Consider the following 15,894-nt stretch of genomic DNA (forward strand, 5'->3'; position numbering starts at 1 on the left):
AAAGTTTATCACAAAGTTATAGAAATACCATACCCGCATGCCCAATAAAAAAACAGGCAGAAAAATCTGCCTGTTACTCTTCCATATCCATTTTGAATTCCAGGAACAGTTCGTTATAAGTGCCGAGCATCTCGAGTCCGAGGTTCTCGTATACTTCGAGGCGCTCCCGCATTTCCTCTGTCGGGTAAAAGCGTTCATCGGCTATGACTTCCGGATCCATCAACTCTGTGGCTGCCTGGTTCGGAGTCGAGTAGCCGACGTATTCCGTGTTTTGCGCCGCAACTTCGGCATCAAGCATGAAATTGATGAATTGATGCGCGCCTTCCACGTTGCCGGCGGTCTTCGGAATGACCATATTGTCGAACCATAGATTGGAGCCTTCTTCAGGGACGGCGAAATCGATGTTTTCATTGACGAACATCATATCTGCCGCTTGGCCAGACCATGTCAAGGCGACGGCCGCTTCTTCACGCCGCATCATTTCGACAATCTCATCGCCGAGAACCGCTTTGACGTTCGGTCCGAGCGTTTTCAATTTATCGGTCGCTTCGCGCAGTTTGGCGCTATCTTTTGAGTTGAGCGAGTAGCCGAGGCTGTTCAGGCCCATGCCGATCACTTCGCGGGCGCCGTCGACAAGGATCACTTCCTGTTCAAGACCAGGGTCCCAAAGGTCATCCCAGCTCTCGAACGTCTGGCCGTCGAGCAGCTCCGGATTGAAAGCGATGCCGACGGTGCCCCAGAAATAAGGCACGGAATATTCATTGCCCGGGTCGAAGGGGAGATCCAGAAAGTAAGGGTCGATATTTTTCAGGTTCGGTATCTTGTCCAAGTCGATCGGAATCAACAAGTCATTTTCCTTCATTTTCTCTATCGCGTATTCCGAAGGCATGGCAACGTCGTAAAATGTGCCGCCTTGTTCGATTTTTGTCATCATCGATTCGTTGGAATCGAACGTTTCATAGACGACGTTGATATTCGTTTCTTCTTCGAACTGTTCGATCAGTTCGGGGTCGATGTATTCGCCCCAGTTGTAGATGCTGATTGAACCGCCGCCGGTTGTCGCAGAGCTTTTTTCGAGCATTGACACGCCGAACAGCAGCAAAGCAGAAACGGCAAGAATCGTTACACTGGCCTGAATGATGCTTTTCATCTGGAAGCCCCCGTTCTGGTAGTATTCCGCGACCGCTGGTTAAAGTAATAATAGCCGATGACAAGGCCTAGCGTCACCACGAAGATCAGCGTTGACAATGCGTTGATGGTCAGCGTGATGCCAGCTCTGGCCATCGAATAGATCTCGACAGACAATGTGGAGAACCCGTTGCCCGTGACGAAAAAGGTGACCGCGAAATCATCGAGCGAGTACGTGAGCGCCAGGAAGAACCCGGCGAAAATTCCCGGCTTGATGTAGGGGATGATGACGCGCGTCAGGATATCCCGCTTCGAGGCGCCGAGGTCAGCGGCCGCATCAAGCAGCGAACTGCTCATTTCCTGCAGTTTCGGCAGCACCATGATGACGACGATCGGGATGCTGAAGGCGATATGGGAAATCAGCACGGAAGCGAATCCGAGCTTGATGCCCACCATCGTGAACAGAATCAGGAAAGAAGCGCCGATGATGACGTCCGGGCTGACAATCAGGATATTATTCAACGACAGGACGGCATTGCGCATTTTCGGGTTTCGCAAAAAGACGATCCCGATTGCGCCGAGCACGCCGATTGCCGTCGCGGCCAACGAAGAAAGGAGGGCCACGATCACCGTGTTCATCAAAATGATGATCAGGCGGGTGTCGCTGAATACGGCTCCATAATGTTCGAGTGTGAACCCTTCGAAACTCGACATGGTGCCTCCGCTATTGAATGAATAGAACATCAAATAGAAGATCGGTGCATACAGGATGATGAACACCACGGCCAAATAGGCTTTTCCGGTATTACTTAATTTTCCCATGGGCTGCACCTCCTTTGTCTCTCGGGCCGGTCAGCATCATGATGATGATCATGAACAGGATCAGGAAGACGGCGATGGTCGAACCCATTCCCCAGTTCTGGGTGACCAGGAATTGTTGTTCAATGGCCGTACCTAATGTGATGACCTTGTTCCCGGCAATCAGCCGCGTGATGACGAACAGCGAAAGGGCCGGGATGAATACAGCCTGGACACCCGATTTCACGCCATTGATGGCGAGCGGGAAAATCACGCGGCGGAATGTCATCCAGGAAGAAGCACCCAAATCCCGTGAAGCATCGATCAGCGCAGGGTTCAATTTATCCAATGAATTGAAGATCGGCAGGATCATGAACGGGATAAAAATATAGACCGATACAAAAATGAAACTGAAGTCGGTGAACAGGATTTGCTGTTTGCCGATGCCGAGCCCTTCGAGCAATTTATTGGCAGGGCCATACAAGCCGAATATCCCGATATAGGCATACGCTTTCAGCAAAAGGTTGATCCACGACGGAACGATGATCAACAGCAGCCATAATTGCTTGTGCTTGGTTTTGGTCAGCCAGTAGGCAGCTGGATAGGCGACCAGCAACGAAAACAGCGTGATCAGGAAAGCGTACCAAAACGAGCTGATCGTCAATTGCAGATAGACGGACGAGAAAAAGTTCCGGTAATTGGCCAGCGTAAAATCGCCTGCCAGATCGAAAAATGAATAATAGGCGATAAGCGCGATCGGGGCGATTACGAACAGCGCAATCCAAAGGTAGTAAGGGATCAGGTACAGTGGGCGCGATGAATTATTCCCCATGGCTTTCTGCTCCATATGATTCCAGCCGTGCGTCGAATGCTTCTTCCGTTTCGTTCAAGCGCATGACGTGGATCGCTTCCGGTTCAAAATCCAAGCCGATGCGGGCGCCGACTTCCGCTTTCTTGGTCGAATGCACCAGCCATTCATTGCCGACCTCGTCAATTGTCGAGATTTCAAAATGGACTCCGCGGAACAATTGGGTGTCCACGACAACTTCCATTTTCCCTTGGGCCACGGAAGTGATTTCCAGATCTTCCGGGCGGATGACGATTTCGACCTTCTCGTTCGGATTCAAGCCGCGGTCGACGCATTGGAATTCCTTATTGGCAAAACGCACCCGGTAATCTGCGGCCATTTCGCCTTCAACAATATTCGACTCTCCGATAAAATCAGCGACAAACCGGTTGATGGGCTCGTCGTAGATATCCATCGGCGTCCCGCTTTGCTGGATTTCACCGGCATTCAAGACGAAGATTTCATCGGACATCGCCAGCGCCTCTTCCTGGTCGTGCGTGACGAAGATGAAGGTTTTCCCGAGGCGCTGCTGCAATTCCCGGAGTTCATACTGCATTTCTGTGCGCAGCTTCAAATCCAGCGCCGACAGCGGTTCATCGAGCAGAATCACTTCAGGGTCGTTGACGATTGCCCGTGCAATCGCGACACGTTGGCGCTGCCCGCCTGACATCTCGGCGATTTCGCGTTTTTCATATCCCGTCAGATTGGCAAACTCCAGTGCTTCTTGGACCCGGCGGCTGATTTCCGCGCCTTTCACTTTTTTGATGCGCAGCCCGAATGCCACGTTTTCAAAAACATTAAGGTGCGGAAAAAGCGCATAGTCCTGGAAGACGGTATTCACTTGGCGTTCGTTGGCGGGCAGATGGTTCACTTTTTTGCCTTTGATGAATATGTCGCCTTGCGTCGGGGCAATAAAACCCGCTATCAGGCGGAGGATTGTTGTTTTCCCGCAGCCGGAAGGGCCGAGCAGCGTATAGAATTTGCCGCGCTCGAGCTCGAAGCTAACGTTGTTGAGGACAGGGCCGGCCCCGTCATATGTTTGTGTAAGATTGTTAAATTGGATAATCGGTGTTTCTGCCATGTTCTGCTATCCCTCCTGGGTTCATAGATAAGATTGGGTTGCGACAATCACCATTTCGGTCTGTCCTTCAAAATCGTTGACCAATTGATGGTGGTCGGAAGCTTCATAATAGATGGAATCCCCTTCGCTGGCCGTATATTCTTTATTGCCAAGCACCAGCCGGACCTTGCCGCTCAGGACGTAGACGAAAGTTTCAGCCAGGGAAGGCTCGAATTTTTTGAATTCCCCTTTTTCCGCCAAGGTGAGAAAGACCGGTTCCATTTCCTTTTCGTTCGATGTGGCAACAAGCCAGTCGACTTCATAGCCGGCATCCGGATCTTTATGGACGGTATGGTCGGAAGGGGTGAAGACGATTTTGGGTTCCTTGTCGCTGTCATCAAAAAAATCCCGTGGTGTCGTTCCGAGCACTTCCAGCAGCGAAAACAAGGTTTCGATTGAAGGGGAATTCATGTCGCGCTCCAATTGGGAAATGAAGCCTTTGCTGAGATCTGTGCGTTCTCCCAGCTCCTCTTGCGTCAGCCCATTTTTCAATCGAAGCCTTTTGATTTTTTGGCCGATTTGCATATCAGTCACCACTTCTCTTATAGAATCAAAACCGTCAAATACCTAAATGTTTAGTTAAAGTAGATTTAAAGTTTACTTGGACTATCTTTTATTATACAAAATAGGAATCTTTTTGGAAATCATAAATATTTATATTATTTAAAGTTCAAATCTATTGCTTTTTAGGGCAAGGTTTTACTATCATAGAGAAAGTGCAAAGCTTAACATGGACGTATAATTCTTAATCTGGCCTTAACATTGACGAATCGTGACGCAAATATAGCTCAACCTATCCCCTGGGAGTGATCAAATCAATATGAACAGCAAAATGAACTTTTTTTTGGATCCAAAAAAACGCGTAGTGCAAAAATCTTCCATCATGAATTACAAACAAGAAGAGCAGGGACTTTATCTATTGGCAAACAAGAACTTCATCAATTGGATGGATGTTCATACGTATTGCCATAGCTGCTTGGAGAAATTGACGTTTGATGATGAATTCGACGCCAGCTACTGCTCGAGCTGCAATGAATGGCGCGAAGAAAAATGCAGTGATATCACATGTGAATATTGCGATAAACGGCCAAAAAGGCCGTTGGACCCCCGCCGATGAGCGGGGTTTTTTAATTCCTGCCATCTTTTTTCACAGGGAGGGGGAGTATGGTAAAATGAGTGGAAGCTGAAGATTTGGGGGATGGACATGAAGAAAGAATTTGTGGTCATCGGGCTTGGCCGTTTCGGCGGCAGCATTGTCCGAGAACTGATTGAACAAGATGCCGACGTAATGGCAATCGACAAAGACAGTGAACGCGTGGATGAATTTGCGACAATCGCGACACAGGCGGTAGTTGCAGATACGACGGATGAAACGGTGTTGAAATCGCTGGGCATCCGGAATTTCGAACACGTCATTGTCGCGATCGGCGAGAATATCCAAGCGAGCATCCTGACGACACTGATGCTTAAGGAAATTGGGGTCAAACAGATCACTGTCAAAGCGCAGAACGATTATCACGCAAAAGTCCTCAACAAAATCGGCGCCGACCGAGTGGTCCATCCGGAGCGCGATATGGGTATCCGCATTGCGCATAACATGCTGTCCAATAACGTGCTCGATTATTTGGAGCTCTCCGATGAACATTCGATAGCGGAAATTCAGGCCAACGACAAATTGGCCGGTCGCACGCTCATCGGCCTCGATATCCGGGCGAAATACGGCATCAATATCGTCGCCATCAAAAGGGAAGGGGACATCATCGTCTCCCCGCAGGCCGACCTTGAAATCGAGTTGGCAGACGTCCTGATCATCATCGGTTCTGATGCGGACATCAACCGCTTTGAAAAGAAAGTATTGAACTGAATGGAAGCATCAAAAAAAGGAAGTTCCGGCATGGGCCGGAACTTCCTTTTTATTGTTTATTAAACTTCCATGATGATCGGGAGGATCATCGGACGGCGTTTTGTTTTTTCGTACAAGTATGGTCCGAGCACATCTGAAATGTCGTTCTTCAGCTCTGCCCATTCCGTGTTCTTGCCGTGGATCTTCTTGTTCAAATGGCGGTTCAACATTTGCTGCGCCTCGTAGATCATCGTGCCGGATTCGCGCATATAGACAAATCCGCGGGAGATGATATCCGGGCCGGAGACCATTTTGTTTTTCTTCATATCAACGCTGACGACCACGATCACCAATCCTTCTTCTGAAAGGACACGGCGGTCGCGGAGGACAATATTGCCGATATCGCCTATTCCGCTGCCGTCGATGTAGACATCGCCGGATGGAATGCGGCCGGCAACTGAAGCTTCGTCCTGGCTCATGGCGAGCACGTCGCCATTTTCCATGACGAATGTGTTTTCAAGCGGTACGTCGCAGTCCACTGCAAGCTGTGCATGGATTTTCTGCATGCGGTATTCGCCGTGGATCGGCATGAAGAATTTCGGTTTGATCAATCGGAGCATCAATTTGTTTTCCGGCTGAGATCCGTGTCCAGAGGTATGGATATTGTTCAGTGACCCGTGGATGACGTCTGCTCCGGCGCGGAACAATAAATTGATCGTACGGTTAACGCTGCTCGTATTGCCCGGAATCGGGGAAGACGAGAAGACGACTGTATCATTCGGCTGGATCTGGATTTGGCGGTGCGTGCCGTTGGCAATCCGGGAAAGGGCAGCCATCGGTTCACCTTGGGAACCTGTGCACAAAATAAGCACTTCATTTGCCGGGAGGCGGTTCAGCGTTTGGGTATCGACAAACGCATCTTCAGGAGCGTTGATGTAGCCTAGCTCGCGTCCGATGGTCATGGCGTTATCCATGCTGCGTCCGAAAACGGCAATCTTCCGGCCTTGCGCTACGGCTTCATCCGTTACTTGTTGCAAACGGTAAATGTTCGAAGCGAAGGTTGCAAAGATCAAGCGACCTTCAACTTTACGCATGATGTCTTTGATCGATTCGCCGACTTTGCGCTCGGACATCGTAAAGTCCGGAACTTCCGCGTTCGTGCTGTCTGACAGCAGGCAGAGTACGCCTTCGCTGCCGATCTGGGCCATTTTCAAAAGATTGGCCGGTTCGCCTACAGGGGTGAAGTCGAATTTGAAATCGCCTGTGTGGACGATATTACCTGGCGGTGTTTTGACAACGACGCCGAATGCATCCGGGATACTGTGCGTGGTGCTGAAGAAGCTCACGGAAGTCTTGCGGAACTTGACGATTTCATCTTCGTCGATTTCCATCATCTTAGTCTGCCGAAGCAAACCGTGTTCTTCCAGTTTTTTGCGGAGCAGGCCTAACGCCAGTTTGCCGCCGTAGACGGGAATATTGATTTTCTTCAAAAGATAAGGAATTCCGCCGATATGGTCTTCATGGCCATGAGTGATGAACAGGCCTTTGATCTTATCGACATTTTTTACAAGGTATGTGTAATCCGGGATAACATAATCGATTCCGAGCAAATCGTCTTCCGGAAATTTGATGCCTGCATCGATCAGGATGATTTCATCCTGGAATTGGACACCATACGTGTTTTTGCCGATTTCCCCTAGTCCGCCGAGGGCGAAAACAGCAACTTGGTCATTTTTTACAAATTTCATCGTTATTCCAAACTCTCAACTTCGAAATTCGCGCTCGCTTGCTCGTATTGAAGATGGCTTCCTTCAAGCAGCTGGATGAATTCGATGTTATAATTGCGGTCTTTCAGGTGCTGTCTCACTTCACGCTCGGATGAAGCTTCAACATAGAGGCTCTTAGTGTTTTCGCGAACTGGCACCTCTGCACGGTTTTCTTGGTATAATACTTTAAAGATCATAGTTTGCTCTCCTTTTGCACGTTCAAATAAAATCACTTTCTTTATATTATCATGACACTGTTTTAAAATAAAGAATAGCCCTTCTTAATTTATTAAGAAGGGCCGCAAGATTATGCAATCTTTTTCTTGTTCATGATGCCATTTAGCTGCTTGAGAAGTTTTCTCTTGATCCGTTTCAGCATGGCTAACTCACTCCTTGACGGCATTATACTGTTTTTTCTGAAAAATGTAAAGAAACAAGCCTCAGCGAGAATCTAATTAGTGAATGGAGATCTTTTATTATGAGTAAATTATTATTATTGGATATTGATGGAACGTTATTGAATTCACGCAAAGAGCTGCCAGCGAGTGCAAGAGAGGCGCTTGTTAAAGCGAGAGCGCAGGGCCATGAACTGGCGATTGCCACCGGGCGTGCGCCTTTCATGTTCGAAGAGCTCCGCGAAGACTTGAACATCGATACCTATATTTCCTTCAACGGCCAATACATCGTCCATAAAGGGAAAACGATCCATAAGGAAGCGCTGAACTCAGAAACGCTCCAATCGATCACCGAATTCGCAGGGCAGCGGGACCATCCGCTTGTTTATATGAATGAACTGAAAATGGTTTCATCGATTGACTTCCATCCGGACATCGATGAAAGCATCAAAAGCTTGAAATTTCCTCATCCGCAGACGGAAGAAGGATTCCACAGCGACAATGAAATCTACCAGGCGCTTGTTTTCTGCGAAGAATCAGAAGAGCGGCAATACCACGAAACGTTCAAGGAAGTGGATTTTGTGCGTTGGCACCGTGTGTCGTGCGATATCCTTCCAAAAGGCGGCAGCAAAGCGAGCGGCATCGAACAATTGATCCGCGCGACAGGGCATTCGATAGAAGATACAATCGCTTTCGGCGACGGTTTGAATGATCTGCAGATGATGGAGATTGCAGGTATCAGCGTGGCGATGGCGAACGGCCATGAGAAAACAAAAGCCATTGCTTCGCACGTAACCAGCCATGTCGACGAAGACGGGCTAGCGAAAGCCTTCAGCCATTTCGGATTGGTTTAATAAAAACATTTGGATGTTGCCAAGCTTCAAAGTATCGGGATACGTTGAACTACTTGTAGTTTTATATTCGATATTCCGCAAAACAGCTTCGTAAAACCCCTGTGCTCCTGCGCGCTATGCGCTCGTCGCAAAGAGATGGCTCAAACTTCCTTAGAGCCATCTCTTTGCCGCGAGCGAGCGCCAAGCCTCCTCAGCCGCTTCGCGGCTTGCGGGGTCTCGGCTGTCTCGCTATCCCGCAGGCATGACTTACCCGAAGTCTGCAAGGGCAAGTCTTTGCGACGAAGCACGCAGTGCTGCAACGGTTTTTCATGTCCCGAAGCTAGCGCAGCGATGCAGGGACAGGAGCAGTACGGTTTTCTCCGCTGTTATGCTCCATATCTTAGATAGCACTACAGAAACAGCTAGAGTTGCTTGTTCTCAAAGAGCTAATCTAGCGCCGGCGCGTCCACGGGCTGGGCGAAACAATGAGACGAGTGGTCTTCTCGGCTCATTGTGGGAGCCGTGCCCAAAGCGCCGAAGCGGCATATAAATAGGATCTTCATTAATTCACCGTATACCGAAAATAAGACAGAAGCTCAGGAGATCAATCTCCTGAGCTTCTGTCTATTGGTGTTGCATTTTCAATTTCAGCGAACGGGTTTTTCGGGTTGATGTGGTCGAAGAACATGATGCCGTTCAAGTGATCGAGTTCGTGCTGAAACGCGATGGCAGGGAGACCCTTTAACCGCATCTTATACTCTTTCCCTTCTATATCAAAAGCTTTGACCGTAATGCGGGCATATCTTGGCACATAACCTGGCACGGCCCGGTCGACGGACAGGCATCCTTCACCGGAAGTGAGGTAGGAGCGCTCGACTGAATGGCTGACGATTTTCGGATTGATGGCAATCAGGCTCAGGTTTTCGTCCGAAGACTCATCAAAATGGAGCGCGAAAATCCGTTTCGGCTGGTTGACCTGAGGGGCCGCGATTCCGACTCCCGGCCGCAAATCATATTTTTCAATCATATCATCGTCCTGGCTGTTCTTTACATACATCAGAAGGTCTTCAGCGAGTTTCCGGTCTTCATCGGATAAGGGAAACGCCACTTCTTCCGAACGCATCCGCAATGTCGGATGGCCCTCCCGTATAATGTCTTTCATAAGTATCAAGTGAATTCATCCTTTCATTCATTCCGCTACTCCTTAGTATAGCCCAAAAAAGCCGTGCTATAAAAGAAAAAACATCCATTTTCCCGGTTGTATTTTTTTATTTGCCAGATTATAGTTGATGTAGGATATGAGGAGGGTTAAGCGTGAAAAGAGCAGTTATAGCGACCGTTTTTTCGAGTGCATTGCTTTTAGGGGCTTGTTCAGGCCCGGCAGCAGGCGAACAGCTGGACGGCGTCTTGAAAAATACATTCGAAGCAGAAAAAGAATACCGCGAAACACAAGGTGAAATGGAAAAGCTCGAGAAAGAGGAGCAGGAACTTTTTGAGTCCATTATGGCTTTGACCCAAGAACAGCAAGAAGAAGTGCAGGGGCATGCAGAAGAAGCGATTGCAAGGGCCGAAGAAAGACTGGAACTCCTCAAGGCAGAAACGGCCTCAATGGCCAGCGCCCAAGAAAATTTCAAGGAAATCGACACAGTGATCGCTGAAACTGAAGACGAAGCGGTCAAGTCCGATCTTAAAGCTTTGAAAGCGAAGATGCAGGAACGTTTCGAATCGCATGCGGTTTTCGCCGAAGCCTATGAGACGCTGAACACCCAACAGCAGGAACTGTATGAAATGCTGTTGGATGATGAGGCGAATCTCCAGGAACTTCAAAAGAAAGCTCTTGCAGTGAACGAGCAAAATACAGCAGTGCAGGAAGCGGTCGAAGCATTCAACACACAGACCGAACAATTCAATGAGCTGAAAAACAAAACGATCGAAACGATTGAAAAAAGTGAACAATAGAAAAGCGGCCTCCATGGCCGCTTTTTTCTGTGCTATAAAAGGAGAGACAAAGCTCAACTGTTTTATAATACAGACCGAAAGATATAGTGATACAGTTTTTGGATTTTGAATTTTCTATTTTCCTATAATGCTTGCTAATAATAGATTCGGTATGATTGACCCATAAAATTTTCTCACGTATACTGAGAAAGAAATTGTATTGTATTACTAATTGAATTAAATAATTTTAATACAGATAAAGGAGAGTTGCTTTTATGGCTGCGAAAAAAACCATGCAGTTCCAACCAGTGGAAACATTGCACGCAATTGAAGAAAAATTTGAAATGGTTCAGATTTTGAATGAAGAGGGCGAAATCGTCAATGAAGAAGCGGATCCGAAACTATCCGATGAAGATCTTCAGGAATTGATGCGCCGGATGGTCTATACGCGTATACTTGACCAGCGTTCCATTTCGCTGAACCGCCAAGGGCGCCTTGGGTTTTATGCGCCGACTGCGGGGCAGGAAGCTTCTCAGCTTGCTTCCCATTTTGCACTCAGCAAAGAAGACTACATCCTACCGGGATACCGCGACGTTCCCCAATTGATCTGGCACGGCTGGCCGTTGCACCAGGCATTCTTGTTCTCGCGCGGGCACTTTATGGGCAACCAGATGCCTGAAGGTTTGAATATCCTGCCGCCTCAGATCATCATCGGCGCCCAGTACATTCAGGCAGCCGGAGTTGCTTTGGGCATGCAGAAACGCAAAAAAGAAGCGGTCGCTATTACATATACAGGCGATGGCGGTTCTTCGCAAGGCGATTTTTATGAAGGCATCAACTTTGCAGGTGCATTCCGTGCGCCGGCAATCTTTATCGTGCAGAACAACCAGTACGCAATCTCGACACCGCGTGAATTGCAGACTTCCGCAAAAACCATTGCGCAAAAAGCAGTTGCCGCAGGGATTCCTGGAGTATTAGTAGATGGAATGGATCCATTGGCAGTTTACGCAGTCACACGCGATGCACGCGAGCGCGCTATCAGAGGCGAAGGCCCGACATTGATCGAAACACTTTGCTATCGCTACGGGCCGCACACAATGGCCGGAGACGATCCGACCCGCTACCGCACATCCGATACGGACAGCGAATGGGAAAAGAAAGATCCGCTTCTTCGTTTCCGCAAGTATTTGGAAGCTAAAGGGCTTTGGAGCGAAGAGAAGGAAAACGAAGTGATCGAACAAGCTAAAGAAGAAATCAAAGCAGCAATCAAGAAAGCGGATGCTGCTCCGAAACAGACTGTCACAAATATGCTGGAAATCATGTACGAAGAAGTTCCTTTCAACGTACAAGAGCAGCTTGATATCTACAACGCAAAGGAGTCGAAGTAAGCGATGGCACAAATGACGATGGTTCAAGCAATTACCGACGCTCTAAGAACAGAGATGCAAAACGATGAAAATGTACTTGTTTTTGGAGAAGATGTAGGGAACAACGGCGGTGTTTTCCGGGCAACGGAAGGGCTGCAAAAAGAATTCGGGGAAGACCGCGTTTTCGATACGCCATTGGCGGAATCGGGCATCGGCGGTTTGGCAATCGGTCTGGCATTGCAAGGATACCGTCCGATCCCTGAAATCCAGTTTTTCGGTTTTGTATATGAAGTGATGGATTCGATCAGCGGGCAAATGGCACGCATGCGTTTCCGCACCGGCGGCAGCTTGAATGCTCCGGTCACAATCCGTTCGCCATTCGGCGGCGGCGTCCACACACCTGAAATGCACGCAGATTCACTTGAAGGCCTTATGGCTTCCCAGCCTGGATTGAAAGTTGTTATCCCATCAACACCATACGATGCAAAAGGATTGTTGATTTCTTCTATCCGCGATAACGATCCGGTCATCTTCCTGGAGCATTTGAAACTTTACCGTTCCGGCCGCCAGGAAGTGCCTGAAGAATCATATACGATTCCACTGGGCAAAGCGGACGTGAAGCGTGAAGGAACAGACCTGACGATCATCGCTTACGGCGCAATGGTACAGGAAAGCTTGAAAGCTGCCGAAGAACTTGAAAAAGAAGGCTTTTCAGCAGAAGTTATCGACTTGCGCACCATCCAGCCGCTAGATATCGAAGCGATTGTGGCTTCAGTCGAAAAGACAGGACGCGCAATGGTTGTACAAGAAGCGCAGAAACAGGCTGGAATTGCCGCTAACGTCGTGGCTGAAATCATGGACCGTGCAATTCTTAGCCTAGAGGCTCCTGTACTTCGCGTAACTGCACCGGATTCTATATTCCCATTCTCGCAAGCTGAGCAAGTTTGGCTTCCAAATTCGAAGGATATAGTAGAAACAGCTAAAAAAGTTCTAACGTTTTAATGGTCGAGAATAGAAAGGGTGAAACTAATGGCTTTTGAATTTCGTTTACCGGATATCGGTGAAGGTATCCATGAAGGTGAGATTGTAAAATGGTTCGTGAAAGCAGGCGACCGAATCGAAGAAGATGACATTATGTTCGAAGTGCAGAACGATAAGGCGGTAGTTGAAATGCCTTCGCCAGTTTCTGGAACAGTCAAGGAAATCCTGGTCGAAGAAGGCACTGTCGCTGTCGTCGGTGATGTACTCGTAACGATCGAAAGCGATGATGCTGCTGACAACGAAGGCTCAGGCGATGAAAAAGAAGCAGCTCCTGAAAAGACGGCAGATCCTGAAGGCGAAGAGGAAACTGAAGAGCAAGTTCAGGCTGGAACAGCGGAAGCTGGCCAGGATGTCGACAAGGAACCAGCTAAAGAAGAACAGCCTCCAGTAGGGGAAACCGGCGCAGGTTCACAGCCGCAAGCGCAAACAGCGCCGAAAGATCCGAACGCCCGTGTCATCGCAATGCCGTCTGTGCGTAAATTTGCCCGCGATAAAGACGTGGACATTACGCAAGTTTCAGGTTCAGGCAATAATGGCCGAATTCTGAAAGAAGATGTTGAATCGTTTATGAGCGGCGGACAGCAGCAAGCTGCAGCTGAGCAACCGACGGCTGCTGCAGAGAAAACCGAAGCGGCTCCAAAAGAAGAAGCAGCGAAAGAAGCGGCACCGAAGGCAGCTCCTGTACCTGAAGGCGAATTCCCTGAAACACGCGAGAAGATGTCCGGCATGCGCCGTGCAATCGCTAAAGCGATGGTGCATTCTAAGCATACCGCTCCGCACGTGACATTGATGGACGAAGTGGATGTTACCGAACTTGTCGCTCACCGCAAAAAGTTCAAAGACATTGCAGCTGAAAAGCAAATCAAATTGACGTATTTGCCGTATGTAGTAAAAGCGCTTGTCAGCACGTTGCGCGAGTTCCCGGCATTGAATACATCATTCGATGACGACACAAGCGAAGTCATCCAGAAGCATTACTTCAATATCGGCATCGCTGCGGATACTGAAAAAGGCCTCCTTGTACCGGTCATCAAAAATGCTGACCGCAAGTCTGTGTTTGCAATTTCCGATGAAATCAACGGCTTGGCGACCAAGGCCCGCGAAGGCAAATTGACGCCTGCTGAAATGAAAGGCGCTTCTTGTTCGATCACCAATATCGGTTCTGCCGGAGGCCAGTGGTTCACGCCGGTCATCAACCATCCGGAAGTGGCGATTCTTGGAATCGGCCGCATCGCAGAGAAGCCGGTCATTAAAAATGGTGAAATTGTAGCGGCACCTGTGTTAGCATTATCATTGAGCTTCGATCATCGGATGATTGATGGAGCAACTGCGCAACATGCATTAAATCACATCAAACGTTTACTAAGTGAACCAGAATTACTATTAATGGAGGCGTAAAACTTATGGTAGTAGGAGATTTTCCAATCGAAACAGATACGCTCGTCATCGGTTCTGGCCCTGGCGGATATGTAGCAGCAATCCGTGCAGCACAGACTGGACAAAAAGTAACGATCATTGAGAAAGAATACATCGGCGGCGTTTGTTTGAACGTCGGCTGTATCCCTTCAAAAGCGATGATCTCAGTCGGACACCGTTTTGAAGAAGCCAAGCATTCTGAAGATATGGGCGTTATTGCGAACGAAGTGACGTTGAACTTCGAGAAAGCCCAGGAATTCAAAAACGGCGTGGTGAAAAAGCTGACAGGCGGCGTAGAATCGCTTCTTAAAGGCAATAAAGTGGAAATCGTCCGCGGCGAAGCTTATTTTGTAGATGATACATCAATCCGTGTCATCAACGAAAATTCAGCTCAAACGTATAAATTCAAGAATGCCATTATCGCAACTGGATCACGTCCGGTTGAAATCCCGACATTCAAATTCTCAAAACGTGTGATCAACTCGACAGGTGCATTGGCTCTTACAGAATTGCCAGGCAAACTGCTTGTTATCGGCGGCGGCTATATCGGTACAGAGCTTGGGACAGCATATGCAAATATGGGTTCTGAAGTGACGATCCTTGAAGGCGCACCTGACATCTTGGCTGGATTCGAAAAGCAGATGACGGCAATCGTCAAAAAAGGCTTGAAGAAAAAAGGCGTCGAGGTGATTACAAAAGCGTCTGCTAAAGGCGTTGAAGAAACAGAAACAGGCGTAACAGTGACTTATGAAGCAGGCGGGGAAGAAAAAACCGTTGAAGCGGATTATGTCCTTGTAACTGTGGGCCGCCGTCCGAACACAGATGAAATGGGCCTTGAAGAACTAGGCCTCAAAATGTCTGAGCGCGGGTTGATCGAAGTCGACAAGCAATGCCGCACAAGCATTTCGAACATCTATGCAATCGGTGATGTTGTAGCTGGCCTCCAATTGGCGCACAAAGCATCATATGAAGGTAAAGTGGCTGCAGAAGCGATTGCTGGCGAAAAATCAGTCGTTGATTACTTGGCAATTCCAGCAGTCTGCTTCACAGATCCTGAACTGGCAAGTGTCGGCCTTTCAGAAGAGCAGGCAAAAGAAGAAGGATTCGAAGCTCAGGCTGCGAAATTCCCATTCGGTGCAAATGGACGTGCATTGTCGCTGAATGCAGCTGAAGGTTTCGTGAAACTTGTTTCACGCAAATCGGATGGTTTGCTTCTTGGCGCACAAATCGTTGGCGCAGGCGCATCTGATATGATCGCTGAACTTGGCCTTGCAATTGAAGCAGGCATGACGGTAGAGGATATCGCGATGACCATCCACGCGCACCCGACGTTGGCTGAAATCACGATGGAAGCGGCAGAAGTGGCGCTTGGCACTCCAATCCACATCATCAAATAATACGA

16 protein-coding genes are annotated in these 15,894 nt (G+C 48.5%); 8 read left to right on the forward strand and 8 right to left on the reverse strand.

From position 1 onward, the window contains the following. Positions 1-73 precede the first annotated feature (73 nt). The 5 genes from ACTL32_RS02815 to ACTL32_RS02835 are packed head-to-tail and all read right to left on the reverse strand — an operon-like array spanning position 74 to position 4,418. Positions 74-1,150, reverse strand: coding sequence for an ABC transporter substrate-binding protein (locus ACTL32_RS02815; protein WP_441340054.1), 1,077 nt, complete (start codon positions 1,148-1,150; stop codon positions 74-76). Beyond that, a complete protein-coding gene (locus ACTL32_RS02820; RefSeq protein ID WP_441340055.1) occupies positions 1,147-1,950 on the reverse strand; it encodes an ABC transporter permease in 804 nt (267 codons plus the stop codon). Before ACTL32_RS02820 ends, ACTL32_RS02815 begins: the two co-directional genes overlap by 4 nt. After that, entirely contained in the window at positions 1,934-2,758 is an 825-nt protein-coding gene (locus ACTL32_RS02825) for an ABC transporter permease (protein WP_441340056.1), read from the reverse strand. The genes ACTL32_RS02820 and ACTL32_RS02825 overlap by 17 nt, the downstream gene beginning before the upstream one ends. After that, complete coding sequence (locus ACTL32_RS02830) at positions 2,748-3,854, reverse strand: ABC transporter ATP-binding protein (protein ID WP_441340057.1); 1,107 nt, start codon at positions 3,852-3,854, stop codon at positions 2,748-2,750. The genes ACTL32_RS02825 and ACTL32_RS02830 overlap by 11 nt, the downstream gene beginning before the upstream one ends. A gap of 21 nt (positions 3,855-3,875) precedes the next feature. Then, positions 3,876-4,418: a helix-turn-helix domain-containing protein gene (locus ACTL32_RS02835; RefSeq protein ID WP_441340058.1), complete on the reverse strand. Its 543-nt coding sequence runs from the start codon at positions 4,416-4,418 to the stop codon at positions 3,876-3,878. A 358-nt stretch (positions 4,419-4,776) separates the two neighbouring features. Here ACTL32_RS02835 and ACTL32_RS02840 point away from each other — a divergent pair, with 358 nt between their 5' ends. Both ACTL32_RS02840 and ACTL32_RS02845 read left to right on the forward strand, forming a co-directional pair. Next, positions 4,777-5,010 (forward strand): hypothetical protein, encoded by a 234-nt coding sequence (locus ACTL32_RS02840; RefSeq protein WP_377339334.1) that lies wholly within the window; start codon positions 4,777-4,779, stop codon positions 5,008-5,010. Between the two features lie 87 nt (positions 5,011-5,097). Then, positions 5,098-5,757: a potassium channel family protein gene (locus ACTL32_RS02845; RefSeq protein WP_441340059.1), complete on the forward strand. Its 660-nt coding sequence runs from the start codon at positions 5,098-5,100 to the stop codon at positions 5,755-5,757. Positions 5,758-5,816: 59 nt separating this feature from the next. On the opposite strand, the gene rnjA is transcribed toward ACTL32_RS02845, so the two are convergent. Both rnjA and ACTL32_RS02855 read right to left on the reverse strand, forming a co-directional pair. Then, positions 5,817-7,484 (reverse strand): ribonuclease J1, encoded by a 1,668-nt coding sequence (rnjA, locus tag ACTL32_RS02850; protein ID WP_441340060.1) that lies wholly within the window; start codon positions 7,482-7,484, stop codon positions 5,817-5,819. 2 nt (positions 7,485-7,486) lie between these two features. After that, positions 7,487-7,699 (reverse strand): DNA-dependent RNA polymerase subunit epsilon, encoded by a 213-nt coding sequence (locus ACTL32_RS02855; protein WP_204892628.1) that lies wholly within the window; start codon positions 7,697-7,699, stop codon positions 7,487-7,489. A gap of 281 nt (positions 7,700-7,980) precedes the next feature. On the opposite strand from ACTL32_RS02855, the gene ACTL32_RS02860 reads away from it, so the two are divergent. Beyond that, a complete protein-coding gene (locus ACTL32_RS02860) occupies positions 7,981-8,751 on the forward strand; it encodes a Cof-type HAD-IIB family hydrolase (protein ID WP_441340061.1) in 771 nt (256 codons plus the stop codon). Positions 8,752-9,334: 583 nt separating this feature from the next. Here ACTL32_RS02860 and def read toward each other — a convergent pair. Further along, complete coding sequence (gene def, locus ACTL32_RS02865; protein WP_441340062.1) at positions 9,335-9,901, reverse strand: peptide deformylase; 567 nt, start codon at positions 9,899-9,901, stop codon at positions 9,335-9,337. Positions 9,902-10,044: 143 nt separating this feature from the next. On the opposite strand from def, the gene ACTL32_RS02870 reads away from it, so the two are divergent. The 5 genes from ACTL32_RS02870 (at position 10,045) to lpdA (ending at position 15,889) form a co-directional block, all read left to right on the forward strand. After that, entirely contained in the window at positions 10,045-10,689 is a 645-nt protein-coding gene (locus ACTL32_RS02870; protein WP_441340063.1) for a YkyA family protein, read from the forward strand. A 254-nt stretch (positions 10,690-10,943) separates the two neighbouring features. Beyond that, the gene (pdhA, locus tag ACTL32_RS02875; protein WP_441340064.1) at positions 10,944-12,056 is read left to right on the forward strand and encodes a pyruvate dehydrogenase (acetyl-transferring) E1 component subunit alpha; all 1,113 of its coding nucleotides are present in this window, start codon (positions 10,944-10,946) and stop codon (positions 12,054-12,056) included. A 3-nt stretch (positions 12,057-12,059) separates the two neighbouring features. After that, positions 12,060-13,037 (forward strand): alpha-ketoacid dehydrogenase subunit beta, encoded by a 978-nt coding sequence (locus ACTL32_RS02880; RefSeq protein WP_441340065.1) that lies wholly within the window; start codon positions 12,060-12,062, stop codon positions 13,035-13,037. Positions 13,038-13,064: 27 nt separating this feature from the next. Next, positions 13,065-14,474, forward strand: coding sequence for a dihydrolipoamide acetyltransferase family protein (locus ACTL32_RS02885; RefSeq protein ID WP_441340066.1), 1,410 nt, complete (start codon positions 13,065-13,067; stop codon positions 14,472-14,474). Between the two features lie 5 nt (positions 14,475-14,479). Beyond that, positions 14,480-15,889, forward strand: a complete 1,410-nt coding sequence (gene lpdA / locus ACTL32_RS02890; RefSeq protein WP_204892621.1) for a dihydrolipoyl dehydrogenase — start codon at positions 14,480-14,482, stop codon at positions 15,887-15,889. Positions 15,890-15,894 lie beyond the last annotated feature (5 nt).

It is taken from the genome of Planococcus sp. FY231025, from assembly GCF_052078085.1.
In the GTDB taxonomy this organism is placed as follows: domain Bacteria; phylum Bacillota; class Bacilli; order Bacillales_A; family Planococcaceae; genus Planococcus.